This window comes from Arthrobacter sp. 05T47 (genome assembly GCF_056395825.1).
This window is the reverse complement of record NZ_JBFTKG010000033.1, coordinates 1-24,047: the sequence shown is the minus strand read 5'-3', so window position 1 is coordinate 24,047 and position 24,047 is coordinate 1. Positions and strand designations below refer to the sequence as shown.

Genomic DNA, 24,047 nt, shown 5'->3' with positions numbered 1-24,047 from the left:
CGCCACACTGCGCGGGCGGCCGGGCGAGCCGACACGCCGGTAATCCGGTGTCACGGGCGGCCCCTCCCGCAACGCCGCGGGCGCAGCCGGAGCCCGGCGCTGTGGGAGGGTAGCGCTGTGGGAGAGTGGAGGCATGGAATTGGCGTCACAACCAGCGCAGCACCTGCCCGTGTCCGGCAACAGGGCCCTCAGGCTCGCCCACTTCGTGTCGGACACCGTCAACGGGGTTCGCCTCAGGACGGCCCGGCGCTGGAAGTTCATCCCGCAGACGGTCGCTTACCAGGGGTACGGCTCCACGGAGTGGGTCAGGGTACTGGGCCGCGTGGTCCTCACCAGCAGGCCCGTGCCCGGCAGCAAGGCCGAGCGTGTTGCCCGGAACGGCAACCAGAACTTCCGCGGCTGGCGCGCCTTCACCAGCGTCCCGGTCCAGTTCACCGAGGTGGAAATCCAGATCGGCGGCATCACTACCCGCGTGCGCGCGGACCGCGGCGGCCTGGTGGACACGCTGGTCCACGTGGCCCTGACTCCGGGCTGGCACACGGCCGTGCTGCGGGCTGAAGGCACGGAACCGGTGGAGGCCAAGATTTTCGTGATCTCCCGGGACACCACGCTGGGCATTGTCTCGGACATTGACGACACGATCATGGTCACGGCCCTCCCCCGGCCTTTCCTGGCGCTGTGGAATACCTTCGTCCTGAACGAACGCGCCAGGATGGCGACTCCGGGCATGGCAGTCCTGATGGACCGGCTCAAGGTGGAGCACCCCGAGGCTCCCGTGATCTACCTGTCCACCGGGCCGTGGAACGCGGCGCCCACCCTGGGCCGCTTCATCGCCCGGAACCTCTATCCCTCGGGCGCGCTGCTGCTCACGGACTGGGGACTGACCCACGACCGGTGGTTCCGCAGCGGCCAGGAACACAAACGGCGGAACCTTGAGCTGCTGGCACAGGAGTTCCCGAACATGCGCTGGCTGCTGTTTGGAGACAACGGCCAGCATGATGAAGAGATTTACTCCGGCTTCGCGCAGGAGCACCCTGACCGGGTTGCCGCGATCGGCATCCGCCAGCTTTCGGCCAGCGAGGCCGTCTTCGCCGGCGGCCATTCGGACACCGGAGACCACTCGGAATCCTCGGTCCCGTGGATCTATTCGCCCGACGGCGCCGGACTCGCCAAGGGCCTGCAGGACCTGGACCTGCTCTAGGCCGGAACTACGGCAGTTCCGACGGCGGCGCCGGGCGGGACTGTCCGACGTCGTCGCCGTCCTTCTGCCCGGCGGCGGCGCCCGCCGCCGCGCTCCGGGCCGCGATCACTTCCTGGAGCCAGTAGTAGGAGGCCTTCGGAGTGCGGACCTGGGTGTCGAAATCGACGTGCACCAGACCGAACGGTTGCTTGTAGCCGGCGGACCACTCGAAGTTGTCCATCAGGGACCACACGTAGTAGCCGCGAAGGTCCACGGACTCGGCGGCACCGCCGGGTTGTGTCGCTTCCACGGCCGTGCCGATGTGGTCCGCGAGGTAGCGCAGGCGCCGCTCATCCGGAACCATCCGACCGTCAGCCCCGGACCCCTGGACCACGACGTCCTCGAAACTGGCCCCGCCCTCGGTGATGTAGACCGGCGGCAGGTCCGGATAGCGCTCGGCCATCTCGGCCAGCGCGACGGACATGTACTCGGGCTTGACGGGCCAGCCGTAGGCCGTGGTCTCGGTATCCGGGAACGACTCGATGTGCAACGGAGCGCCCGGGGTCCCGCTAAGGTCGTCCCCCATGGCCTCGGCCATGCCCGGCGGCACGGCTCCCTCACCCCTACCGGCCCCGACGCGGGTGGGCATGTAATAGTTCAGGCCGTAGAAATCCAAGGGCTGCGAGATCAGCTCCATGTCCTCGTCGGAGGGGCCGAAGGAGGATGAAAAGAACGTGGCGGCCCTGATGATGTCCGGATACTTGCCGAGCAGCACGGGATCCGCGTAGAGCCGGTTCTGCGCCACGTCCATGAGTCCGGCGCTGACCTTGTCCAGGGGGTTGGCGGTGGCCGGAACCATTGGCGAGTAGACGTTGGTGAGGCCGATTTCCCCGCGTACGTTGGCGGCACGCAGCGCCTGGAGCGCCAGGCCGTGGCCCAGCAGCTGGTGGTGCACACTGGGGAGCGCCTTGAGCATGAGTGCTTCGCCGGGCGCGTGCATGCCCAGGACGTAACCGTTGGTGGTGACCGTGGCGGGCTCGTTGACGGTCACCCAGCGGCTAACGCGGTCCCCGAAGGCAGCCGCGGCGATGGCGGCGAACTCCCCCAGCCGGTAAGCCGTGTCCCGGTTCATCCAGCCGCCGGCCTGCTCCAGGGGCAGTGGGGTGTCCCAGTGGTAGAGGGTGGCCATGGGGGAAATGCCGCTGGCGAGCAACAGGTCGATCAGCCTGTCGTAGAAGTCCAGTCCGGCACGGTTCACGGGCCCGCTGCCGCCGGGCTGGATCCTCGGCCAGGACAGCGAAAACCGGTAGGAATCGATCCCCAGTTCCTTCATCAGCGCCACATCCGCTGGCATCCGGTGATAGTGGTCGCAGGAGACGGCCGGGCTCTGGTCCTCCACGATCGAACCCGGTTTCGCGGCAAACACGTCCCACCCGGAGGGGCCACGGCCGTCTTCGTCGAGCGCGCCTTCGATCTGGAAGGCCGACGTTGCCACACCAAGGGTGAAGCCGGGCGGAAGGAGGGAAGCCAGATCCTTGGCGGAAGCGTTCATCGACGGGACCTCTATGTAGTTTCAGCAGTGGTGGACTGATCTTAGGCTTCCCCCGGGGCGGGCGCCACGACCCGGGCAGTTTGACGGACGCGACGCCGTTAGCCACTGTTGAGCGGTGCACCTGAAAACTCAACAAAGTGTCAGCCGCCGGCCGCTGCGGGCAGGAGCGCCCGGCGCGGCCCGCCAGGCGCTGGTCCTGATCTGCTTCCTGGCGGTTTCCCATGGCGTGTCCTACATGGCCTCGCGGGCCATCATCGGCAACGCCGGCGGCTGGTACGCGGCGGCGGACACGGCCCCCTGGACCCCGCCGGGCTGGGCGTTCGGAACGGTCTGGACGGTGCTTTATACAACCATGGCCGTGGCGGCGTGGCTCGTCTGGCGCCGGGGAACGGGACTTCTCTCCGCGTCCAGCCGGGGCGCAATGGCCCTCTACGGCATCGTGCTGCTCGTGAACCTGGCGTGGGCGCCCCTGTTCTTCGGCATGTACCCCATGATCGGCTCGGCGGCCCTCTGGCTGGCCCTGGTGGTTATCGCCGCCCACGCCGTGGCGGCTGGCGCCGCCGCTGTCCGCTTTGGCATCATCAGCCGGGCAGCGGGCCTGCTCATGATGCCGTACGTGTCGTGGGTTGTGTTCTCGTGCAGCCTGAACGTCTACGCCGCCGCCAGCAACTGACCGGGCCGGGCCCGAGCCGGCCAGCCCCCGTCGGCGCTTAGTCCTGGCCGGCGTCGGCGGCTGACAGCGTCCCGGTGACCTGTTCGCCCGGGATCCGGGCTGTCCGCCACGTATCCAGCGCAATGACACCGCCAAGGACCACGAGGGAGATCGAGAAGGCGCCCAGGGCATCGGTCAGCCAGTGGTAGCCCAGGTAGAGGCGGCTGACGGCGGCGAAGAACATGCCGATCCCCGCCACGATGAAAGCGACGACGGCGGCCATGGGGTTCTTCCGGCGCGAAAAGACCAGGTACGTGGTGACCAGCAGGAAATCGCAGGCGCCCAGGACGTGGCCGGAGGGAAAGGAGAAGGTGGTGTCGGCCCCAAAGAGCATCAGCTCTATGGGCGGACGTTGGCGTTCGACGATGTGGCCGATGACCTGCGCCAGGATCACCCCGGTCAGCATGGCGCCGGCCAGGAGCATCGGCCGCCAGGCATGCTTGGCAAGCAGGCCCCAGGCCACGGTCACTACGAGAACTATGATCGGCAGGCCGATGGGGCCGAAGATGATCGCCAGGATGATCATGATGGTGGTGGCAGGTTCCCCGCGCAGGGTCAGGAGCCAGGACCGCGTGGGCTCGTCCGCCGCCGAGAGGCCGCCGTGCTGGAGCACGCCGGCCAGGATGACCGCGAACAGCACAGCGCCCGTGATCATCAGGGCGACGGCGGTGCGGTAGAGATTGCGGCGTGCCGCCGGGCTCATGAACCGCTCCTCCACGACGAACTTTTCGTGGAAGGCCCGCCAGCGGCCTTGTGGTTTTCCTGTTTGAGCCTGTGCCATGTCGCCGTGCCGCCTTTGCTCCGTGTTGTGGATGGTCTCCGCTGACGATTATCCCCTCTATTCGCCGCGGAAGCAGGCAGGGGCGCCGCCGAAAGCATCCGAGCGTGAATGGAGTCCGGGCATCAGGCGGAGGGCAGTTCGGCCGTGTTTTCCCACCGGGTGGCCACGACCGTCCGAACGGACCGGTGCGGTGCCCGGGCGGCCAGCGACGAACGCGAAACCATCGTCTTCGCCCGGACTCCGGACGGCCGCATCCTCAGTGTCCATGAGCACCTCTCCGCCTGTCCGACGGAAGTTTAGGGCCGAAGGTCCCGGATCGACAGGAAGCGCAGGTCAGCAGCCCACATGCCGGCGGAACCGAATTTCCCCATCGAAAGTTGATCCTTTAACGATTTGACGCATGAATAAATATGACGTTACTGTTCCTGAATCCATTGGGGCCGACTAGAAGTACTCCAAGAAAGACAGAGCGATGACCACCATTACCGAGTCCATTGAGATCCAGGTCGACAGCCGGAACGTCCTCGACGAACGGCTTAACGACGCCGTCCGCGGCCTCCAGCAGATCGCCATGGCCACTGGAACCCACGGCATCCTGCTCACACGGCACAAGCCGGGCCACTACACGGCGGCCCTCTCCGAGCAGGTTCCCTTCGGCATGACCCGCGAGCTCGTTCACTGAGCCGGATCTTCCGCAACACCACAATGCGGGGTCACTTCCCGCCCGTCCACACCACCTGGACCGGCGCGATTGGCCCCGCGTTGTCTTGCTAACGCGTTGTCTTGCTAACGCGTTGTCTTGCTAACGCGTTGTCTTGCTAACGCGTTGTCTTGCTAACGCATTGTCTGGCTAGCGCATTGTCCGGTTAACGGCCGCCCTCGAGTTTCCGGCTGCGCTGCTCCTGGGCCATGGGCCCGTACGGATAGACGCCGACGCGCGGACGGCTGACCTCGGTCAGGCGCTCCGTCTCGCCCGCGGTGAGCGTGAGATCCGCTGCCGCGAGATTGTCCGCCAGCTGACCTGTGCTGCGGGCGCCCAGGATCACCGAGGTGACGGCGGGCCGGTCCGCGAGCCAGGCCAGCGCCACCTGGGCCGGGCTTACGCCGTGCCGCCCGGCGGTTTCCTCCACCTCGGCAATCACCTCCCAGGTGCGCGGATCGGCGTTCCGGGCCTCCCAGGCTTCCATCCCGCGCTTCGGATTTTCGCCAAGGCGGGTGGCCCCGGCGGGCGGTTCGTCGCGCTTGTACTTGCCGGAGAGCCACCCTCCGCCCAGCGGGGACCAGGGCAGCAGTCCGATTCCGGCGTCGAGCGAGGCCGGAACCACTTCCGATTCGATGTCGCGGACCAGCAGGCTGTACTGCGGCTGCAGGGTCACCGGGGCGCTCCAGCCATGGGCCTTGGCCACATGGACAGCCTTGGTCAACTGCCAGCCCAGGAAGTTGGAGAAGCCGTAGTAGGCGATCTTTCCGCCAGTGACGGCGTCGTGCAGGAACCGGAGGGTCTCTTCGAGGGGAGTTACGGGATCCCATGCGTGCAGCTGGTAGAGATCGATCTGCTCGACGCCGAGCCGGCGCAGCGAGTCATCCAGCGCCCGGACAAGGTGCCGGCGGGAGGTCCCGACGTCGTTGGGGGCCTGGCCCATCGGGAAGCGGCCCTTCGTGGCCACCACAGCCCGGTCCCGGACCTCTGCCCGGTCGGCCAGCCACCGGCCGATGATTTCCTCCGACACCCCGGAGCTGTAGACGTCGGCTGTGTCAATGAAGTTGCCTCCCGCCGCGAAGTAGTCATCCAGGATGGCCCGGGACTGCTCCTCGGTGGCCTCGGCGCCGAAGGTCATGGTGCCCAGCGCAAAGCTGGAGACGACGGCGCCGCTGTTGCCCAGGGTGCGGTATTGCATGGGACTCCTCAGGTTGGGGTCAGTCTTCCGTGGGCGTGGTGCGCAACGAGTGGTAGGTCCGCCAGCTGTGCTCGGGCGCGTAGCCCAGCAGCCGCTTGGCCTTGTCGATCGACAGCATGGTCTCGTGCTCGCCAAGGTCCTTGACCACCGTGACGTTGGGGAACACCTCGGCGGCGAGGCTGGCGCTGGAGCGGCTCATCACGGTGTCCTCGTTGGCGATGATGAACGCCTCGAAGCCCGGCTTGGCGTGCTCCAGGGCCCGGGCCACGGCCTGCGCGCCGTCCCGGCCATCAATGTAGCCCCAGAGGTTCCACTTGCGCATTGTGGCGTCGTGGTCGAAGGACGGGAACTCCTCATAGTCCTCCGGGTCCATCACATTGGAGAACCTCAGGCCGGTGATGCTCAGCTCCGGGTCCCAGCGCGTCAGCTGGATGGCCATCTGCTCCTCCAGGTGCTTGACCAGGGAGTAAGTGCTTTCCGGCCGTGCCGGGTAGTCCTCGTCCACCGGGATGTAAGGCGGGTCGACGTCGAACGGCAGCCCCAGCACAGTCTCACTGGAGGCGTAGACGATCTTCTTGATCCCGGCCCGACGGGCGGCCTGGAACACGTTGTAAGTGGAGAGCATGTTGTTCTCGAACGTGGCGGCGTCCGGGGCAATCCCCGGCGCCGGAATCGCGGCCAGATGCACCACGGCGTCAAAGCCGGCGTGGCGGTCGTCCAGGCCAAGGATCACATCCACCACTTGGCCATAGATGCGCAGGTCCACCTGCGTGAACGCGCGGCCACGCGCGCCCGTCCGGTCCAGGTTGGTCACGTCGTGCCCGTCGTCGCTGAGGCGCCGCACGACGCTTCGTCCCAGCTTTCCGCTTCCTCCGGTAACAGCAACTTTCATCAGGTACTCCTCGGGTGGCAGGCTCTGCTGACCGTCATGGTCCGGCAAATGGTCCGGCACCTGGTCCGGTGCCGGCAGTCACCGTTCCACCCTATGGGGAGGCGGGCGCGGTGCCCAGCCCCTCGCGTTCCATCTTCCGGCCAGCCCGGATCCGCCCGGCGGTCGACGGCGGTCGACAGCGGCCGGACGCCGTGCCGCCGTCGGGGGCCCGCGTGACTTTCGGCCCTAGGCAGTTCCCGGACCAGGCGGGAGGCTGGGGGCCATGAACGGTGACCAGCGCGATGTTGCCGGCGCGGACCGGCATCATCCCTGCCACCAGGTCCACCGGACCGCCGAATGAACCACCCCGGAACTCCGCCGGCAACCCGGCCGGCCAAGCACGCCCCCGGCCAGATGCGCGGACCGCTCGCGGCGCTTGTTGCCGCAGCTGCCGGGGCCGCTTACGTCCTGGCGCTGCGTCCACGGCTCCTGCGCTGGGGTGCCACCACCCAGGAGGCCGCCGGGCCGCTCGCCGGGGACGAGATGGTTCCGGGCCCGCGCATGCAGACCACCCGCGCGGTGACCATTGCGGCGCCGGCTTCAGAAGTGTGGCCCTGGCTGGTCCAGTTGGGCGCCGGGCGCGGCGGCTTCTACTCCTACGACTGGCTGGAAAACGCCGCGGGCCTGGGCATCCGGAGTGCCGACAGGATTCGCCCCGAGCTGCAGCACCTGGTGGTAGGCGACATCATTCCGTTGTCCCCCGACGGCGGCCTGCCGGTCAGGCTCCTCGAGGCCGAGGTTGTGCTGGGGCTGGGCGGATCCTTCGATTTGCGCACGGGGAAGATGTCGCCGGCCGGAATGCGTCCAACCGGGCCCCGGCTGGACGTCGGCTGGACGTTGGTGCTGCGGCCCGCAGGGCCCCGGGCCACCAGGCTCTTGTCCCGCACGCGGTACGACTATTCGCCCGTGGCCGAGGGAGTGGCCCTGCGCACGCTGCTGGAACCGGCGCAGTTCCTGATGGAGCGGCGGATGCTCCTGGGTATCCGCTCCAGGGCAGAGGGCCGCCGGCGTTAGGGCGCTGGGCTCGTAGGCGCCTGGGGTTGCCCTCCCCGGCTGCCCTCAGCGGTTGCCCTCCCCGGTTGCCCTCAGACACCCGCGGCCCGCGGGCTGGGAGTGCCCAGGGGCAGCAGGTAGTCGACAAACCAGTCCCGGGCCAGGATGGCCGCCGCCGCGAGCGTGCCAGGTTCTTCAAACAGGTGCGTGGCCCCCTGCACGACCGCGAGCTGGCTGGGGCAGCGCATCATGGCCTTCGCCCGCCGGTTGAGCTCCAGGACCTCGTGATCCAGGCTGCCCACGATCAGGAGCGTTGGCGCACTCACGGCGGACAAACGCGGGCCGGCGAGGTCGGGGCGTCCGCCGCGCGACACAACAGCCGAGATCCGCGCTGACGGCTCCGACGCCGCCCACAACGCGGCCCCGGCGCCCGTGCTCGCGCCGAAGTAGCCCACGGCGCACGCGGCAGTGTCTGCCCGGGTGGACAGCCAGTCCGTTGCCGAGGACAGCCTGCGGGCCAGGAGCTCGATGTCGAAGACGTTGGCGCGGTTGCGCTCCTCCGCGGTGGTCAGCAAGTCCAGCAGCAGCGTGCCGAGCCCGGCCTGCTGCAGGACACCGGCCACATACCGGTTCCGGGGGCTGTGGCGGCTGCTTCCGCTGCCGTGGGCGAACAGCACCACGGCCCGGGCCGGCACGGGAAGGTGCAGCTGGGCCTGGAGCCGCATCGCGCGGGACGGGATCTCCACTTCCTCGTCGACGTCGGCAGCGGCGTCGGCGCGGGCACCCGCCGCGGTCCGGAATGGCGACGGCGCGGTCTCGAGGCGTTTGGCCGCCAGGTCGAGCAGGCGGATCACTTCGTCGTCATCCGTCGGCGAGAAATCCCGGTAGTGGTAGCCGACGGCGGTGAACTGGCGCGGCGTGGCCAGGCACACGACTTCATCCGGCTCGCTCAGGTTGGCGAGGGTCTCCGCCGGGGCAACCGGAACGGCCAGGATCACCCGTGCCGCCCCCTGTTTGCGGGCGACCCGGCAGGCAGCCCGGGCGGTGGACCCGGTGGCGATCCCGTCGTCGACGATCACCGCCACGCGTCCGGTCAGGTCGTGCCGCGTCCGGCCCTTCCGGAACAGGACCACCCGGTTTTCCAGCGTGGCTCGTTCGTGCTCCTCGACGGCCTGCAGTTCCTGTGCGGTGACCCGCGAATGGGCCAGGACCTGCTCGTCCAAGACTTTCGCGCCGCCCTCACCGATCGCCCCCATGGCGAGCTCGGGCTGGTAGGGAAGCCCAAGTTTCCGCACCACGATCACATCCAGGGGAGCATCCAGGGCGGCGGCGACCTCAAAGGCGACCGGCACCCCGCCGCGCGGCAGGCCGAGGACCACGATGTCCTGGCCACGCAGTTCCGCAAGACGCCGGCCGAGCTGCCTGCCGGCGTCGACCCTGTCTTCAAAGATGCTCATGGGTTATGGCTTTCCAGTCGAGGCGTCGGCCATCGGCCATCAGTCGGGTGCTGAACTGGCGCGCTCCTGCAGGCTCCCCACGCCCGGAATGGACCAGATGGCCGCTCCCTCCAACTATCCGCCTGCCGCCGAAGCGCAGTGAGGGCCTTAATGCCCGATTTTGCGCCAGCGGCGCCTTCCCGGGCCGCGGTTGAGGCGCCAGCGGCGCCTTCCCGGGCCCCGGTTGACGAGCAGCGGCGTGGCCGCGGGGATGCTGAAGCGGGCGGCCCGCCGGGCAATGCGGTGGGTCCGGCCGCGGTGCCTGAGCGCGGCCGGCCGGGGTGGGCGCGGCTGCTGTGCGGCGCGCGTGTAGAACCAGACTTTCGCCAGTTCCACCAGCACCAGGTACACCACTGCCATCCCGAGCAACGCGAGGAAGAACGGGACCGGCAGCGGGTCGAAGCCCAGCACGCCGGCCAGGGGCGAGAACGGCAGGTACACCCCGATTGCCACCACGCCCACGGAGGCACATACGAGGCCCGCCGACGGCCTGCTCCGGAAAAAGGGTACGCGCCGGGTCCTGATGACGAAGATGATCAGCGTCTGCGTGACGATCGACTCGATGAACCAGCCGGCCCGGAATTCGCCGGGAACCGCGTCGAAGACGAAGAGCATGAGTGCGAAGGTCGCGAAGTCGAAGATGGAGCTGATGGGGCCGAACAGGAACATGAAACGGCGGATGAAGCCGATGTCCCAGTGCGACGGCGCCACCAACTGTTCCTTGTCCACCCGGTCGCCCGGAATGGCCAGCTGGCCGGCATCGTAGAGCAGGTTGTTGAGCAGGATCTGGCCCGGCAGCATGGGCAGGAAACTCAACAGCACGGAGGCCGTGGCCGCGCTGAACATGTTGCCGAAGTTGCTGGACGTGCCCATCAGAACGTATTTGATGGTGTTGGCGAAGATCCGCCGGCCTTCCATGACGCCCTCGGCCAGGACCCCCAGGTCCTTGTCGAGCAGCACGACGTCGGCGGCGTCCTTGGCGACGTCGGTGGCGCTGTCGACCGAGATGCCAATGTCTGCGGCGTGCAGGGCCAGGGCGTCGTTGACGCCGTCGCCCATGAACCCGACGGCACCGCCGCTTTGCCGCAGCAGCCTGATGACCCGGGCCTTCTGCTCGGGCGAAACGCGTGCAAAGATGCTGGCCTCCCGGGCCGCCGCGGCCAGCTCGGGATCGGACATGGCCTCCACCGCGGCGCCGCTGAGCGTACCGCCGGAGAGGACACCGAGTTCGTCGCAGACCTTTTCGGCGACCCTGGCGTTGTCTCCGGTGGCGATCTTGACCATGATGCCGAGCGCCTCAAGCTGGTCCAGGGAGGCCCGCGCGCTGACTTTGGGCCGGTCCAGGAAGATGAGGAATCCGGCCAGGACCAGGTCCTTCTCCTCTGACGGCGTCAGGTCCTCCAGCCCGTCCGCGGGCCGGGTTCCGACGGCCACCACCCGGGATCCGGCGTCGAATTGCTTGTCCAGCATCGCCTGCACGTCCGCCGGCGTGCCCACGCAGAGGGCCAGGACATCCTCCGGCGAGCCTTTCGTGATGATGCGGGCAGGGCCGCCGGCTTCGCGCACCAACACGCTGGTCCGGCGCCGCTGGTGGTCGAAGTCAAGGACGTCCAGGCGTTCGTACCGTTCCGGCCGGAAGGCCGCGGCGCCGGAGGACTCCCACAGGGCCGCATCCAGCGGGTTCAGGCCCACGGTGGAGAGCCTCGCCTCGGCGTAGTCCGCCTCCGTGGCCAGCAGCCCGAGCGTGAGCAGTTCGGCGGGCGGGACGCCGGGGCCGGCGGGCAGCGCGCCGCTGAAACTGATCCGGCCCTCGGTCAGCGTCCCCGTCTTGTCCGTGACCAGGATGTCCATGTCGCCCAAGTCCTCGATGCAGACCAGGCGCTTCACGAGGACCTTGCGCCGCGCCAGCTGCCGGGTGCCAGTGGCCAGGCTGGTGCTGACCACCGCGGGCAGCAGTTGCGGGGTGATGCCGACCGCGATCGCCAGGGAGAACAGCAGCGATTCGATCGGGGGCCGGTGCAGCAGCAGGTTCGCGACGAAGATCAGCGACGTCAGCCCGATGGCCACCTGCAACAGCAGAAAGGAGAAGCGTTTCAACCCCAGCTGGAACTCGGTCTGCGGCTGGCGCTCACCCAGGCCCAGTGCGATCCGGCCGAATTCCGCCCGGCCTCCGGTGGCGACCACCACCGCGGTGCAGCTGCCGGACTGGATCACGGTCCCCATGAAGAGGCAGCTGCTCAGCTCCGCCAGCGGCKCATCCTGCGGTACCGGCGCCGCGTCCTTGGCGACTGCCAGCGATTCCCCGGTCAGAATACTTTCATCGCACACGAGATCCTTCGCCGTCAGCACCCGCATGTCGGCCGGAATGATCGCGCCGATCCCGAGGCGGACGACGTCGCCGGGCACCAGCGCGGTGACGTTGATTTCACCTGGTCTTCCGTCGCGGACGACGACGGCGCGGTGCGTGACGCGCGAATGCAAGGCCTCCGCTGCGCGTTCGGCCCGAAATTCGTTGCTGAACCCCAGCCCCACGCTGACCAGCAGGATCACGCCGATGACGATCGCATTCGTGGCGTCCCCGAGGAACAGGGATAGCCCCGCGGTGATGAGCAGAAGGATCAGGATGGGGCTGGCCAACTGCCGGCCCAGCACCGACCACCCGCTGGCCATGTGGGTCCGCACCGCATTCGGCCCCAGTTCCGTGAGGCGCTTGGACGCTTCGGCACCGGTCAGTCCGTTCTCGCCCGAGCCCAGCTCTCCCAGTACGGTGGCAACTGGCCGGCCCGCGGCGCGGGAGATCGCCAGTGGGGCGGAGTGAGAGTCCTTGACATCGAGGTCTGGCATGCGGAATCCGTTCACGACATTTCGCCTAAGGCACAGCCTATGCCCGGGACGAACGGGTCAGCAGCCTCTGGATCCGGGCCCGGTATGTGGAACCGCATTTTCGGGATGTATATACTCTCTCGGTACGGTTTTGCAGCGAGCCGTTGGATTGTTCTTCGATCCGGCCGCTGCCGTATCCGCCCCTTGCCGCGGTGGGAAGCGCCGCCGGGTCGTCTTGACCTGAGTGAAACGGCACAACAGACAAGTGGTCAGCGAGTCAACCGCAAATTCAATAAACCAGCAGCTGCATGAACTGGTGCTCAGCAGCTCCGACGTCGAGGACTTCCTCGGCGGGCTCGCGCGGGTGTCCGCGCGCAGCCTCTCCGAGCCGGGAGACGAGATCCTCTGCGGCATCACGCTCCTGCGGCAGCGTAAGGCGGCCACCGTCGCCAGCAGCAGCCCCGCCGCGCAGGCAATGGACGAAATCCAGTACACCTTCGGCGACGGCCCATGCATGACGGCGTCCCGGGAACAGGAAACGGTCTACGTTGAGGACCTGGAGCTCGATGGTCGCTGGCCGCAGTACGCCGCGACGGTGCGTGGACACGGCTTCCGGTCCATCCTGGCGCTGCCGTTCCTGCTCGAAGGCGAAACCCGCGCCGCCTTGAACCTGTATTCGCACCGGCCGGGCCGATTCGATGACCGTGCCACGGAACTGGCCCGTGAGTTTGTCCACCAGACAACCATGGCCCTGCGGCTCGCGGTCCGGTTCGCGCACAGCAGCGAGACGGCCGCCAACCTCAAGGCCAGCCTGGAAACCCGAACCGCGATCGACGTTGCCGTCGGCATCATCATGGCGCAGAACCGCTGCAGCCAGGTGGAGGCGTTTGAGCTCCTGAAGTCGGCGTCAAGCGCCCGGAACATCAAGCTCCACGCCGTCGCGGCCGGAGTGGTCGAGTCGCTCGGCCAGGGCCCTACCCGGACCCACTTCGAGGTCTAGCCCGGTCCCGGACCAGCCAGTGCGGCCAGGACCGGGCTAGACACCCGATCCGCACGGGACCTTCCCGGCCAGGATCGGGTGTTCAGGTGTTCAGGTGTCCCGCTTGTCCCGCTCTTCGAACTCCTCATCGAGGTCATAGTGCCGGAATTCCGTCTCCGGATTCGGCTCCCCCTCCGATACGTACTCATAATCCAGCTGGCGCTGGACTTGGCTGTCGAGGACCTGAAGATCCTTGTCCGCAACCTTGGTGAGGTCCTCGGGGAATTCATCGTCCGGAGTGAGGTGCAGCTTCTCGGTCATTACATGCCTCTCTGGGCCAGGCGGACGGACTCGAGCCTGCACTGTCCTGGCTGGATTCAGGATAGCTCTAACCGGCGCGGGTCGGGCCTCCGGCGTCGGCCTTTCCTAGGCGGGCTCGGAACCGACGTTCACCAGCCAGTCCACGCCGAACTTGTCCTTGCACATGCCGAAGATGTCGCCCCAGGGTGCCTTCTCGAGCGGCATCGCGACGGTGCCGCCGTCGGCCAGCTTGTCGAAGTAGCCGCGGAGTTCGGCTTCGTCGGCCCCGCTGAGGGACACGGAGAAGTTGTTGCCTGGGGTGTAGTCCATGCTGTTGGGTGTGTCCGCTCCCATGAGCACCATGCCGCCGTCCGTCCTGAGCTGGGCGTGCATGATCTTTTCCTGCTCGGCCGGGTCTTCGCTGGCGTGGTACTCGGCGAAGGTACTCATGGTCAGTTCCCCGCCGAATACGGTCTGGTAGAAGGTCATGGCATCTTTCGCGGTGTCGCGGAACCCGAGGTAGGGATTGAGGGTGGTCATGTCCGAAATCTCCTTGCTGCTTGGGGGCGCCGGCCGGGCGGCAACGACGACGGTGCACGTACACGGCATATCCTGCCGCATAACCGGCAGCGTGGGTAGGTGCCCGGCGGAAGTTCAAAACAAAAGAAGACAAAGCAACAAATGAACCAGCCGGAGGCATCCGACGGCGGCCGGTACCGCCGTCGGATGCTTGCGTGGGGACGCGGCTACGCGGTCTGTCCCGCGTGATCGCCTCCGGCGATTTCCGCCACGAGTTTGGCGTTGAAGGCGGGGAGGTCGCGCGGGCTGCGGCTGGTCACCAGGCCCTGGTCCACCACCACTTGCTGGTCGGTCCAGATCGCGCCGGCGACGCGGGGGTCTCCGGCGACGGACCCGAAGCTGTCAGAATAGGCCAATGGAAGTCGCTTTCGGGCTGCTGGCCCTGGTCGCCGTTGTGTGCGCCTGCAGCGCGCTCGGGCACAAAATCAACGTGTCAGTCCCACTCCTGCTGGTGCTGGCCGGCGTCGGATGTTCCTTCCTCCCCTTCGTCCCGACCATCGAGCTGAACCCCGAGCTCGTGCTGGTCGGGCTGCTGCCGCCGCTGCTCTACGCGGCGGCCCTGCAGACCTCGCTGTTCGATTTCGGTTCCAACCGCCGCGCCATCGGCCTGCTGTCGGTGGGCTATGTCATCTTCGGCACCGTCTGCATCGGGTTGGTGGTCGCCTGGCTGTTCCCCGAGATCCCGCTGGCGGCGGCCATGGCCCTGGGCGCCGTCGTCGCACCGCCGGATGCCGTGGCTGCGACCGCCATCGCGCGAAAGGTGGGCATGCCCCGGCGGATTGTCACCATCCTGGAAGGCGAGTCGCTGGTCAACGACGCCACGGCGCTGGTCTGCCTGCGCGCTGCCATCGCGGCCATCGCCGGAACGGTGTCCGCCGCGGAGATCGCCGGCGGCTTCGTCCTGGCTGCCGGCGGCGGCCTGGTGGTGGGCATTGCAGCGGCCTTCGTGCTCACCGCGCTCCGCAAACGGATCCGCAACGTCTCCATCAACACCTCCATATCCCTGATCGCCCCGCTCGTGGCCTACCTTCCGGCGGAAGCGATCCACGCTTCAGGCGTACTGGCCGTCGTCGTCACCGGGCTGATCATGGGGACCAAGGCGCCGTCCATGCCGAACGGGGCCGCACGGCTGAGCCAGCGCAGCAACTGGCACACGGTCCAGTTCCTGCTGGAAAATTCTGTGTTCCTCCTGATCGGGCTGCAGGTCCGCACCATCATCGAGGGCGTCCGGGACGACTCGCTGGGCCCGGAACGGATCTGGCTCGGCTGCGCCGCGGTGCTGCTGGCCGTGCTGGTCCTGCGCCCGGTCTGGGTCTTCCCCGCAACGTACCTGCCGAGGCTCATTCCCGCGGTCGGGCGCAAGGATCCCCGGCCGTCCTGGAAAGTTCCGGTGATTGTCTCCTGGGCCGGCATGCGCGGCGTGGTGACCCTTGCCGCCGTCCTGGTCCTGCCGGCAGCGTTGGAGCACCGGTCCGTCCTGATCCTCATGGCCCTCGTGGTGGTGGCCGGCACGCTGATTCTGCAGGGCCTGACACTCCCGGCCCTGGTCCGGCTGCTGCGCCTGAAGGGACCGGACGCGCGCGAGGACGCGCTCAACGAGGCGTCGCTCATGCAGATGGCGACGGCGGCGGGCGTGCAGCGGCTCCAGGAACTGCGCTCGGACGCCGACCCCCCGGAGGTTGTGGCGATGCTGAAGCGGCGCGCTCAGGAGCGCGGGCTTGCCGCGTGGGAGCGGCTGGGACGGCCCATCGCGGAATCGGTCACCCCCAGCCAGCGCTACGCCCAGCTGCGGCTGGCGATGCTGGACGCCGAGCGCGCCAAGGTCCTCGAGCTGCGGCGCGGCGGCGGATACGCGCACGAGGTCCTGCTTAACGTCCTTGACCGCCTCGATGTCGAAGAGTCCATGCTGGACGCCACACTGGAAGAACCAGACGCTGACGGCGGCAGCGGCGGCGAGGGGATCGCCCGCCCCCGCGGCGTGTGCCCGCACCTGGAATCGGCCCCGGCCCCGGCCGTTCCGGCCGATCCCTTCTGCGCCGCGTGCGTGCGGGAAGGGACGACGACGGTTCACCTGCGGATGTGCGCGCAGTGCGGCAACGTGGCCTGCTGCGATTCCTCGTCCGGAACCCATGCCTACAAACACTTCAAAGCCAGCGGCCACCCCGTCATGCGCAGCATCGAGCCGGACGAGGACTGGCGCTGGTGTTACCCGGACGAACTCCTTGGCTAGGCCAAGACCCTAGGCCAAGGTGTGCCGCAGGCGGGTGTGCCGCGGGAACCCCTGTTCAGGGCCCCTCCCCCTCCGTAGGCTGGGAAGGGACCTGCGGAGGGGGACCGCCGCCGTCGGACGAAAAGAGGACACCGTGGACAACCAGGACATCCTGGAGCGCATCAAGGAACTCGTGGCGGAAGAGCACAACCTCCGCGAAGGCTCCGCCCCGGCCGGGACGGGAGCCCCCAATGTCCTGAGGCTGCAGCAGGTGGAGGAACAGCTGGATCAGTGCTGGGACCTGCTCCGCCAGCGGCGCGCCAAAAAGGACTACGGAGAGAACCCCGACGAGGCGGAGGTGCGGCCGGTCAGCGAGGTCGAGGGCTACCAAAGCTAGCCCCGGCCATGACCTGACGGACCGGCTGGCCATGCGGATTGCGCTGCTGGGAGACGTCATGCTGGGCCGCCTGGTGAACATGCACCTGGCAACGGCCGGGCCGACCTACCCGTGGGGAGATACGCTGGAGGTCCTCCGGCAGGCGGACCTCCGCATCGCCAACCTCGAATGCGTCCTGGCGTCCGGCGGCGAGCCCGAGCCCGGCAAGGTCTTCACTTTCCGCTCCGACCCGAAGAATGTCGCCAGCCTCCTCGCGGCTGGGATCGACGTCGTCTCGCTCGCCAACAATCACGTCCTGGATTACGGCCAGGATGCGTTCCGGGAAATGCTCCCGGTACTGGATGGCCGCGGCATCCTGCATGCCGGAGCCGGCCTTGACTTGGACGCGGCCCGAAGGCCGGCCGTGCGGCGCGTGGGCACCACCGCCGTCGGCGTCATTGCCTTCACTGACAACGAGCCCGACTGGGAGGCCGGCCCCACGGCCCCGGGAGTCCACTACGTTCCCGTGGAGTATGTTCCACTGAAGGGCTTTCCCGCGAACGACGGCGGTGGCCGGGGCGGTGCCGCCCGATTGGACGATCTGCTGGACCTGGTCCGGCGGACCAAGTCCCGGGTCCAACTGCTGATCGTCTCGGCCCATTGGGGAGGCAATTGGGGTTACGACGTCCCGGCCCGGCACCGGGATCTCGCCCGGGACCTGATCGACGCCGGCGCCGACGTCGTCTTCGGCCACTCCCCGCATGTCTTCCGCGGCGTCGGGATCCACCGGAACCGGCCCATCATCTTCAGCGCCGGGGACTTCATAGACGACTACGCCGTGGACCCGGCAGAGCGCAATGACCAGTCCTTCGTGTTCGTGCTCGATACCGACGGCGGCGAACCCCGAATGCTGCGGCTGCATCCCACGGTCATCACCGGGTTCCAGGCCCGGCTGGCGCGCGGGGCGGGGCCCGATATTGCCGCCCGGATGCAGCGGCTGAGCCGGCACCTCGGCACGCCCACTGGCTGGAACGCGGCCGGCCGCTGCCTGGAGATTCCGCTCGAGCGGGCCAGCGGACCGGGCTGACCGCGGCCCCTGCCCGCCAGTGGGTGCACTCTCGCGCCAGCGGGAGGACCCTCCGCTAGCGCACAGTGACGCCAATATTCCTTCGCGGCGGCGCCTCACTGCCGTCCGGCACAGCATTCTCCTGCAGCCCCCGCCGTTCCGCCCTTCGCGGCGCCAGCGCCCAGTACGGGACAAGGCGTCCGCAAGAGACACCGTTTACATGCCTGAAACATGCCGGTCACGCGAACTTCACGCCGCCGCGATTCCTGTAACGTGCCTGCAACTTTCCGCCCCACTGCCGGAAACATGGCTCCGCGAGGATTAAATCCGGATCGGGGGGCCGGTGGCGACGTGTCCCGGCAAAGGAAGACTGACGAGAAGGGACCCCCGGTGGAACTCACTGCTGGAAGCGTCTGGATGATCATTTCGGCGGCGCTCGTTCTGCTGATGACCCCGGCTCTTGGCCTCTTTTACGGCGGCATGACCCGGGCCAAGGCCTCACTGAACATGATGATGATGAGCTTCGTCTCCGTCGGGATCGTCGGCGTGGTGTGGGTCCTCTGGGGTTACTCGATGACTACCGGGCAGGGCGTCCTGGGCGTCTTCGGCAACCCGTTCGCCAGTTTCGGCCTGAGCAACGTCATCGGCTCGCCCGACCTGATCAAGGCCGGCTACAGCGCCACCTTTGCCATCCTCACCGTGGCCCTCATCAGCGGCGCCATCGCGGACCGCGCGAAATTCACTTCCTGGGCCCTGTTCGTTCCCATCTGGATCACCCTCGTCTACTGCCCGCTGGCCTTCATGGTCTGGGGCGGCGGCCTCATGAGCGCCGGCGGTGCCGTGAGTGCCGTCTTCGGCCAGGTCATCGACTTCGCCGGCGGCACCGTCGTGGAAATCGCCTCCGGCACTGCGGCGCTGGTACTGGTCCTGATCCTGGGCAACCGGCACGGCTTCGGCAAGGACCCCGGCCACCGTCCGCACAACATCCCCTTCATCATGCTCGGTGCGGGCATCCTGTGGTTCGGCTGGTTCGGCTTCAACGCCGGCGCCGCCACCACCGTGGAACAGGCCGGCCTGATCTGGGTGAACACCCTGGCCGCTCCCGCCGCGGCCATGATCAGCTGGCTCGTGGTGGAAAAGGTCCGCCACGGCCACCCCACCTCCCTGGGTGCGGCGTCCGGCGCCGTTGCCGGCCTGGTGGCGATCACGCCGTCGTGCGCCAACATCAGCCCCCTCGCCGCGCTGGGCCTGGGCTTCGTGGCCGGTGCGGCCTGTGCGGTGTTCGTGGACCTGAAGTTCAAGTTCGGCTTCGATGACTCGCTCGACGTCGTCGGCGTCCACCTTGGCGGCGGCCTGATCGGAACCCTGGCGCTGGGCTTCATCGCCCTGCCGGTGGACGGCGCGGGCGGCGGCCTGCTCTACGGCGGCGGGCTCCACCAGGTCATTGCGCAGACCGTGGCCGTGCTCATCACGGTGGCGGTGTCCGGCCTCGGGACCGCCGTGATCGGTCTCGCCATCCACAAGACGCTCGGGTTCCGGGTCAGCCGCGAGGACGAACTCGCCGGAGTGGACCGGTCCGAGCACGCCGAGACCGCCTATGCCTTTGCTGAACTCGGTTTCAGCCGGTTCAACCCATTCGGCCACCACGTCAACACGTCACACGCCGGACACCCCGTGCGCGCCGCGGCGTCGGCCCACGCGGCTGGCCGGGGACCGACGAGCGCGCCGACCCCGGCACGCGTGAAGGAAGACAGCCTGGTCTGAGGCCGCGGGTTTCCCAACTGGCTCGCAGCAGGGGCCGCTTTGAGCGCTCATAACGGCCCCTGCTGCGAGTCAGTTGGGCAGGAGCCGCAGTCCTGAGGGCTTACGGGCCGCCGTGACCGCGGCCGGCTCGGACCGGGGGCTGCACAAGTTTTTTCAAAGGGCCCGGGTATAAGACACGGCCGGAGGCTTAAGATATGGGCGGGGGGCACTCGAATTAGCGAACTCGCTTAATGGGAGGCCACGATGTTCAGCCAAGCCAGCCGCAAGGCGTCAAACCCGCAGCTAACATCGGTGGCGCGGGTCCCGCGCAGACACCGGCGAAGCACCCTTCCCAGACGGGGCAGGCTCCCCCTTCGGCGTGCGCTGGCCTCGCTGAGTGTCCTTGCGCTGGTTTCCGGCTTTTCCCTGGTGGCGGCCGCCCCCTCGTCGGCGGCTGAAACGGGGCAAAGCTACATTGTGGTGCTCAAGGACGGCGTCGTGGACGCCGGGGCGGCGGCGGCCGCCCAGCAAAGCGCCTATGGATTCACGGCATCCAAGGTCTACCGCAACGCCGTGAACGGCTACTCTGCCACCCTGACGGCGGCGCAGGCGAAACGCCTTCAGGCCGACCCCAACGTCGATTTCGTCACTGCGGGCCGGACCTTCCAGCAGCCGCGGGATCTGGGATCCGCGGCCAGCCAGGAGACGCCGTTCTGGCGGGAGCGGATCGCCGGAACGGACTCAGACGTCCGGAAGGCGCTCGACAAGGGGCCTTCGCGGATCAACGTCAACGTCGCCGTGATCGATAGCGGCATCGATGCCACCCACCCGGACCTGAACGTCAAGGGCGGCGTTGACTGCCAGTCCGGCTCACCGGTGGACGTGACACCCATTGACGTACTGGGGCACGGAACATTTGTCGCGGGTGTCATCGGCGCCAAGAACAACCGTCTGGGCGTCATCGGGACAGCCCCCGGAACCCCGCTGTGGTCCGTACGGGTGGTTGACGACAACGGCCTGATCTCCGAGCAGAGCCTGATCTGCGCCATCGACTGGGTGACGTCCACACAGAAGGACGATGACCCGAACAACGACATCGCGGTGGCCAACATCAGCATCGCGGGCGGCGCCGCGGACACGCCTAACTGCGGCAAGGGCACGGACCCGATGCACTACGCCATCTGCCGCTCAGTCCGCGCCGGTGTCACCTACGCTGTCGCGGCCGGCAACGCCGGTGAGGACTTCGCGAACACAGTGCCCGCCACCTACGACCAGGTGCTGACCGCCACCGCCATGGGCGACTTCGACGGGAAGCCCGGCGGCCTCGCCGCCCCAACCTGCGGCACCACGGATTTTTCGAAGTACGGACAAAAGGATGACGATCCGGCATTCTTCTCTAACTTCGCCACCACGAGCGACGACAAGGCCCACACGGTCTCCGGCCCCGGCGAGTGCATCCTCTCCACCGTTCCCGGGGGCGGGTACGGCATCAACCACGGCACCAGCTTCGCCAGCCCGGCCGTGGCAGGGTCCGTGGCCCTGTGCATCAGCCAGAAGGCCTGCACGGGATCAGCCGAGCACGTCATGGAACAGTACTTGTCCCTGACGAAGGGATACACCAAGCGCCACCACGACTACGGATTCGAAGGCGATCCCGTCCACCCCATCAGCTCGAAGTACTACGGCTACCTGACCCAGACAACCAGCTTCTGAGGACCAGCAAGGACGACCCGGCCGCGAGAGACCTGCGGCCGGGTCAACCTTTGGGGCTTCATCTTTCGAGCCAACTGCCGCCGGTGCGCGTAACATGACGGCCATGACCAAGGCCGCGGTTGAGGTCACCGCCCCCGCCGACGCGGTGCCGTACTCCCTGCTGGACACCATCTTCTTCGTAGTGGGTGGCGTCGCGGCCGTGTGGCTGACCTCGCTGCTGTTAGAACTGAGCTTCCAATGGGGCTGGGGACAGGTCTGGTTCATCTTCGTCTTCTGGGCCCTGCTCGCCTATCTGGTGCTCCCCCGGCTGCACAGAATCCTGACCCGGCTCTACGTACCCGACTACTTCATCGGCCGGGCGCGCACCAGCGACGGGCTTCTCGGCGATCCCGTGAACGTGGCCCTGCTGGGATCCGGGCCGCAGGTGCACGGCGTCATGCAGGCCGCGGGCTGGACGCTGGCCGATGACGTGACACTGGCCAGCAGCCGGAGGATCGTCTCCTCCACGCTGCTGCACCGCAGCTACCTCGAGGCCCCGGTGAGTCCCCTGTTCCTGTTCGGCCGCCAACAGGATTTTGCCTATCAGCAGGAAGTTGATGGCACCCCGGGCAAGCGGCACCACGTCCGTTTCTGGCGCTGTCCGCCCGGCTGGCTGCTCCCCGGCGGTCTGGCCGTGGACTGGTTGGCTGCCGGCACGTATGACCGCAGCGTCGGGCTGTCCCTTTTTACCCTGCAGATCACCCACAAGATCGCTCAGAACACCGACGCCGAACGCGACCACGTGGTCGAAGCCATCACCCAGGCAGACCCCACGGCCGAACTCCGCGTGATCCGTGACTTTTCGACCGGCTATCACGCACGCAACGGCGGAGGCGACACCATCACCACCGACGGCGACCTCCCGATCGTGGATCTCAGGCAGACCGCCGCGGCTCCGGCGGCCTTACCTCCAACGGACACTTCTCCAAGCGACACTTCTCCAACTGAAACTTCTCCAACTGAAACTTCTCCGGGCGGCAGGCTTCCGGGCGACAGCCGGAACAGGCGCCCGGCGCCCACCATCATCGGGGCAATCTTCGTCGCCGCCCGCGCGGCGGCGGCAGTCCTGCTCGCCATCTCGACGGTGGCCTTCCGGGACGCGCACGTGGGATCCCTGGTGCGGCCCGCAACCGGCCCGGGAATCACGGAGGCCCAGGCTGAAGTGGCCGTCAGCATCGCAACGGTGCTGGTCCTGGTCTTTGCCCTGGCCTACGTCCTGCTGGCCTGGTTTGTGTTCCTCGGCCGGAACTGGGCCCGGACACTGGCCATGGCGCTCAGCACGGGCGCCATCTGCATCCAGGCCTTCGACGTCCTCCACGGCGGTCCCGACATCACGCTGGTGTCCAATCTGCCCGGCCTGACGCTGGACATCCTGCTGCTTCTGGCACTCTCCAGCAAACGGGCGCGCGACTATGCCCTGCGCCCCCGCAAGGAACCCAAAAGGGATTCCAGCCGCCCGGCCGGCCGGGCACCGCTCTGACACCGCACGGATCCGGAAGGCCTTGACAGCCCTGTGACTGCGGGAGCTAGATGATCAATAGTCGACAATCCACCGCAGGATTCGCAGCAGAGGAGCGGACATGAGCCAGGACTCACAGGCGCCGGAACGCGCCCACAGCGAGACCCCCGCCGAGGGCGACGCAACGGCTGAACCCTTTGACGACCGGGCCCATTCCCAGGATGCGGCAGAAGGCCCGGATATCGACGACGAACCGGGGACCACGGCCTAAAGCTTCGCCCACGCCCGAGTTCGCTGGAAACCTGCGAGTTCGCCGGAACTTTCCGGCGAACTCGCAGGTTTCCGGCTACTAGGCAGGCCAGTGGGCTGACGGCCCCGGGCGCACACCCGGTAGCTGGCGAAATATCCGTGGGCGTCCGGGTGTTGGTCCGGACATGACAACAATCGGAATCATCGGTGCAGGACACATTGGCGGCCAGATCGCCCGCAAGGCCGTGGAACTCGGCTACGACGTCGTGATCAGCAACTCCCGGGGGCCGGAATCCCTGGCGGGGCTCGTTGCGGAGCTGGGGCCCAAAGCCCGGGCGGCAACGCCGGCCGAGGCCGCGGCGGCCGGCGACTTCGCCGTCGTGACCGTGCCGCTCAGAAGCCTCGCGGACGTGCCCGTGGAGCCGCTGGCGGGCAAGATCGTCCTCGACACCAACAATTACTACTGGGAACGCGACGGGCATTTCCCGGCCCTGGATGCCGGCGAGGCCACTACCTCCGGCTTGCTGCAGGAGCACCTTCCCCAGTCCAAGGTGGCCAAGGCCTTCAACCACATCTTGTTCTCCCAGATCACCACCGACGGCGCCCCGGGCGGCACACCCAACCGCCGGGCCCTGGCCACGGCAAGCGACTTCCCGGAAGCGGCGGAGCTTGTCACGCGGCTCTATGACGAATTCGGATTCGACACCGTCAACATGGGCCCGCTGTCCGAAAGCTGGCGCACGGAGCGGGACCGCCCGGCCTACGTGATCCGGCAGAACGCGGCCGAGCTGGCCGAGAACGTGGCCAAGGCCCCGCGGACCATCTGACGGTTCCTCCGGCCTGGCGCGCGAATTCGCCGGAAGCCTGCGAGGTCGCCGGAAATTTCCAGCGACCTCGCAGCTTTCCGGCGAATTCGCGCAGGGCACGGGACTACAGGGCACGGGCCCCGGAGTAGTGCGTCGGGTCGTC

At 67.9% G+C, this 24,047-nt stretch carries 20 protein-coding genes and 2 pseudogenes; 13 read left to right on the top strand and 9 right to left on the bottom strand.

The window, feature by feature from the left end; genetic code table 11:
* The first annotated feature begins 133 nt into the window (after positions 1–133).
* A complete protein-coding gene (locus AC1DEY_RS18375) occupies positions 134–1,201 on the top strand; it encodes an App1 family protein (protein ID WP_476869223.1) in 1,068 nt (355 codons plus the stop codon).
* Between the two features lie 7 nt (positions 1,202–1,208).
* On the opposite strand, the gene AC1DEY_RS18370 is transcribed toward AC1DEY_RS18375, so the two are convergent.
* Positions 1,209–2,732: a GH1 family beta-glucosidase gene (locus AC1DEY_RS18370; RefSeq protein ID WP_476869222.1), complete on the bottom strand. Its 1,524-nt coding sequence runs from the start codon at positions 2,730–2,732 to the stop codon at positions 1,209–1,211.
* A gap of 115 nt (positions 2,733–2,847) precedes the next feature.
* Between AC1DEY_RS18370 and AC1DEY_RS18365 the strand changes: the two genes are divergently transcribed.
* Positions 2,848–3,405, top strand: coding sequence for a TspO/MBR family protein (locus tag AC1DEY_RS18365; RefSeq protein WP_476869221.1), 558 nt, complete (start codon positions 2,848–2,850; stop codon positions 3,403–3,405).
* Between the two features lie 37 nt (positions 3,406–3,442).
* Here the strand turns inward: AC1DEY_RS18365 and AC1DEY_RS18360 are convergent, their stop codons facing one another.
* Complete coding sequence (locus tag AC1DEY_RS18360) at positions 3,443–4,225, bottom strand: phosphatase PAP2 family protein (protein ID WP_476869220.1); 783 nt, start codon at positions 4,223–4,225, stop codon at positions 3,443–3,445.
* A gap of 472 nt (positions 4,226–4,697) precedes the next feature.
* Between AC1DEY_RS18360 and AC1DEY_RS18355 the strand changes: the two genes are divergently transcribed.
* Positions 4,698–4,907 (top strand): hypothetical protein, encoded by a 210-nt coding sequence (locus AC1DEY_RS18355; protein WP_441411262.1) that lies wholly within the window; start codon positions 4,698–4,700, stop codon positions 4,905–4,907.
* A 184-nt stretch (positions 4,908–5,091) separates the two neighbouring features.
* Here the strand turns inward: AC1DEY_RS18355 and AC1DEY_RS18350 are convergent, their stop codons facing one another.
* Complete coding sequence (locus tag AC1DEY_RS18350; RefSeq protein ID WP_476869219.1) at positions 5,092–6,123, bottom strand: aldo/keto reductase; 1,032 nt, start codon at positions 6,121–6,123, stop codon at positions 5,092–5,094.
* 19 nt (positions 6,124–6,142) lie between these two features.
* On the bottom strand, positions 6,143–7,015 hold the full coding sequence (locus tag AC1DEY_RS18345) for an NAD-dependent epimerase/dehydratase family protein (protein ID WP_476869218.1): 873 nt from the start codon (positions 7,013–7,015) through the stop codon (positions 6,143–6,145).
* Between the two features lie 336 nt (positions 7,016–7,351).
* Here AC1DEY_RS18345 and AC1DEY_RS18340 point away from each other — a divergent pair, with 336 nt between their 5' ends.
* Positions 7,352–8,068 (top strand): SRPBCC family protein, encoded by a 717-nt coding sequence (locus tag AC1DEY_RS18340; RefSeq protein WP_476869217.1) that lies wholly within the window; start codon positions 7,352–7,354, stop codon positions 8,066–8,068.
* 71 nt (positions 8,069–8,139) lie between these two features.
* Here AC1DEY_RS18340 and AC1DEY_RS18335 read toward each other — a convergent pair whose 3' ends face one another.
* Together AC1DEY_RS18335 and mgtA are read right to left on the bottom strand one after the other, a co-directional pair.
* Entirely contained in the window at positions 8,140–9,504 is a 1,365-nt protein-coding gene (locus AC1DEY_RS18335; protein WP_476869216.1) for a phosphoribosyltransferase family protein, read from the bottom strand.
* Between the two features lie 147 nt (positions 9,505–9,651).
* Positions 9,652–12,387 carry a magnesium-translocating P-type ATPase gene (gene mgtA, locus AC1DEY_RS18330; RefSeq protein WP_476869215.1) on the bottom strand — a complete coding sequence of 912 codons (2,736 nt, stop codon included), beginning with the start codon at positions 12,385–12,387 and terminating at the stop codon, positions 9,652–9,654.
* 244 nt (positions 12,388–12,631) lie between these two features.
* Here mgtA and AC1DEY_RS18325 point away from each other — a divergent pair, with 244 nt between their 5' ends.
* Positions 12,632–13,366, top strand: coding sequence for a GAF and ANTAR domain-containing protein (locus AC1DEY_RS18325; RefSeq protein WP_476869214.1), 735 nt, complete (start codon positions 12,632–12,634; stop codon positions 13,364–13,366).
* Between the two features lie 90 nt (positions 13,367–13,456).
* On the opposite strand, the gene AC1DEY_RS18320 is transcribed toward AC1DEY_RS18325, so the two are convergent.
* From AC1DEY_RS18320 to AC1DEY_RS18310, 3 genes and pseudogenes are all read right to left on the bottom strand, one after another.
* Positions 13,457–13,666, bottom strand: coding sequence for a hypothetical protein (locus AC1DEY_RS18320; protein WP_476869213.1), 210 nt, complete (start codon positions 13,664–13,666; stop codon positions 13,457–13,459).
* A 105-nt stretch (positions 13,667–13,771) separates the two neighbouring features.
* A complete protein-coding gene (locus AC1DEY_RS18315; RefSeq protein WP_476869212.1) occupies positions 13,772–14,185 on the bottom strand; it encodes a VOC family protein in 414 nt (137 codons plus the stop codon).
* Between the two features lie 206 nt (positions 14,186–14,391).
* Positions 14,392–14,538 (bottom strand): annotated as a pseudogene (locus AC1DEY_RS18310) (DJ-1/PfpI family protein); the annotation flags it as partial.
* A gap of 41 nt (positions 14,539–14,579) precedes the next feature.
* On the opposite strand from AC1DEY_RS18310, the gene AC1DEY_RS18305 reads away from it, so the two are divergent.
* The 8 genes and pseudogenes from AC1DEY_RS18305 to AC1DEY_RS18270 all read left to right on the top strand — a co-directional run.
* Positions 14,580–16,454, top strand: a complete 1,875-nt coding sequence (locus tag AC1DEY_RS18305; RefSeq protein WP_476869211.1) for a Na+/H+ antiporter — start codon at positions 14,580–14,582, stop codon at positions 16,452–16,454.
* Between the two features lie 133 nt (positions 16,455–16,587).
* Complete coding sequence (locus AC1DEY_RS18300; protein WP_476869210.1) at positions 16,588–16,830, top strand: DUF2630 family protein; 243 nt, start codon at positions 16,588–16,590, stop codon at positions 16,828–16,830.
* 31 nt (positions 16,831–16,861) lie between these two features.
* Positions 16,862–17,896, top strand: a complete 1,035-nt coding sequence (locus tag AC1DEY_RS18295; RefSeq protein WP_476869209.1) for a CapA family protein — start codon at positions 16,862–16,864, stop codon at positions 17,894–17,896.
* 396 nt (positions 17,897–18,292) lie between these two features.
* Entirely contained in the window at positions 18,293–19,639 is a 1,347-nt protein-coding gene (locus AC1DEY_RS18290; RefSeq protein ID WP_476869243.1) for an ammonium transporter, read from the top strand.
* Between the two features lie 408 nt (positions 19,640–20,047).
* A complete protein-coding gene (locus AC1DEY_RS18285; protein WP_476869208.1) occupies positions 20,048–21,331 on the top strand; it encodes a S8 family serine peptidase in 1,284 nt (427 codons plus the stop codon).
* Positions 21,332–21,434: 103 nt separating this feature from the next.
* Positions 21,435–22,850, top strand: coding sequence for an LssY C-terminal domain-containing protein (locus tag AC1DEY_RS18280; RefSeq protein WP_476869207.1), 1,416 nt, complete (start codon positions 21,435–21,437; stop codon positions 22,848–22,850).
* Between the two features lie 100 nt (positions 22,851–22,950).
* Positions 22,951–23,100 (top strand): hypothetical protein, encoded by a 150-nt coding sequence (locus AC1DEY_RS18275; RefSeq protein ID WP_441411460.1) that lies wholly within the window; start codon positions 22,951–22,953, stop codon positions 23,098–23,100.
* Positions 23,101–23,230: 130 nt separating this feature from the next.
* Positions 23,231–23,905, top strand: a pseudogene (locus AC1DEY_RS18270) (NADPH-dependent F420 reductase); the annotation flags it as partial.
* Positions 23,906–24,047 lie beyond the last annotated feature (142 nt).

Excerpts from the sequence above, each read along its gene's own strand:
- AC1DEY_RS18375 (WP_476869223.1), top strand. The coding sequence starts at position 134 with ATGGAATTGGCGTCACAACCAGCGCAGCACCTGCCCGTGTCCGGCAAC.
- AC1DEY_RS18370 (WP_476869222.1), bottom strand. The coding sequence starts at position 2,732 with ATGAACGCTTCCGCCAAGGATCTGGCTTCCCTCCTTCCGCCCGGCTTC.
- AC1DEY_RS18360 (WP_476869220.1), bottom strand. The coding sequence starts at position 4,225 with ATGGCACAGGCTCAAACAGGAAAACCACAAGGCCGCTGGCGGGCCTTC.
- AC1DEY_RS18355 (WP_441411262.1), top strand. The coding sequence starts at position 4,698 with ATGACCACCATTACCGAGTCCATTGAGATCCAGGTCGACAGCCGGAAC.
- AC1DEY_RS18350 (WP_476869219.1), bottom strand. The coding sequence starts at position 6,123 with ATGCAATACCGCACCCTGGGCAACAGCGGCGCCGTCGTCTCCAGCTTT.
- AC1DEY_RS18345 (WP_476869218.1), bottom strand. The coding sequence starts at position 7,015 with ATGAAAGTTGCTGTTACCGGAGGAAGCGGAAAGCTGGGACGAAGCGTC.
- AC1DEY_RS18340 (WP_476869217.1), top strand. The coding sequence starts at position 7,352 with ATGAACCACCCCGGAACTCCGCCGGCAACCCGGCCGGCCAAGCACGCC.
- AC1DEY_RS18335 (WP_476869216.1), bottom strand. The coding sequence starts at position 9,504 with ATGAGCATCTTTGAAGACAGGGTCGACGCCGGCAGGCAGCTCGGCCGG.
- AC1DEY_RS18320 (WP_476869213.1), bottom strand. The coding sequence starts at position 13,666 with ATGACCGAGAAGCTGCACCTCACTCCGGACGATGAATTCCCCGAGGAC.
- AC1DEY_RS18315 (WP_476869212.1), bottom strand. The coding sequence starts at position 14,185 with ATGACCACCCTCAATCCCTACCTCGGGTTCCGCGACACCGCGAAAGAT.
- AC1DEY_RS18305 (WP_476869211.1), top strand. The coding sequence starts at position 14,580 with ATGGAAGTCGCTTTCGGGCTGCTGGCCCTGGTCGCCGTTGTGTGCGCC.
- AC1DEY_RS18295 (WP_476869209.1), top strand. The coding sequence starts at position 16,862 with ATGCGGATTGCGCTGCTGGGAGACGTCATGCTGGGCCGCCTGGTGAAC.
- AC1DEY_RS18290 (WP_476869243.1), top strand. The coding sequence starts at position 18,293 with ATGATCATTTCGGCGGCGCTCGTTCTGCTGATGACCCCGGCTCTTGGC.
- AC1DEY_RS18280 (WP_476869207.1), top strand. The coding sequence starts at position 21,435 with ATGACCAAGGCCGCGGTTGAGGTCACCGCCCCCGCCGACGCGGTGCCG.
- AC1DEY_RS18275 (WP_441411460.1), top strand. The coding sequence starts at position 22,951 with ATGAGCCAGGACTCACAGGCGCCGGAACGCGCCCACAGCGAGACCCCC.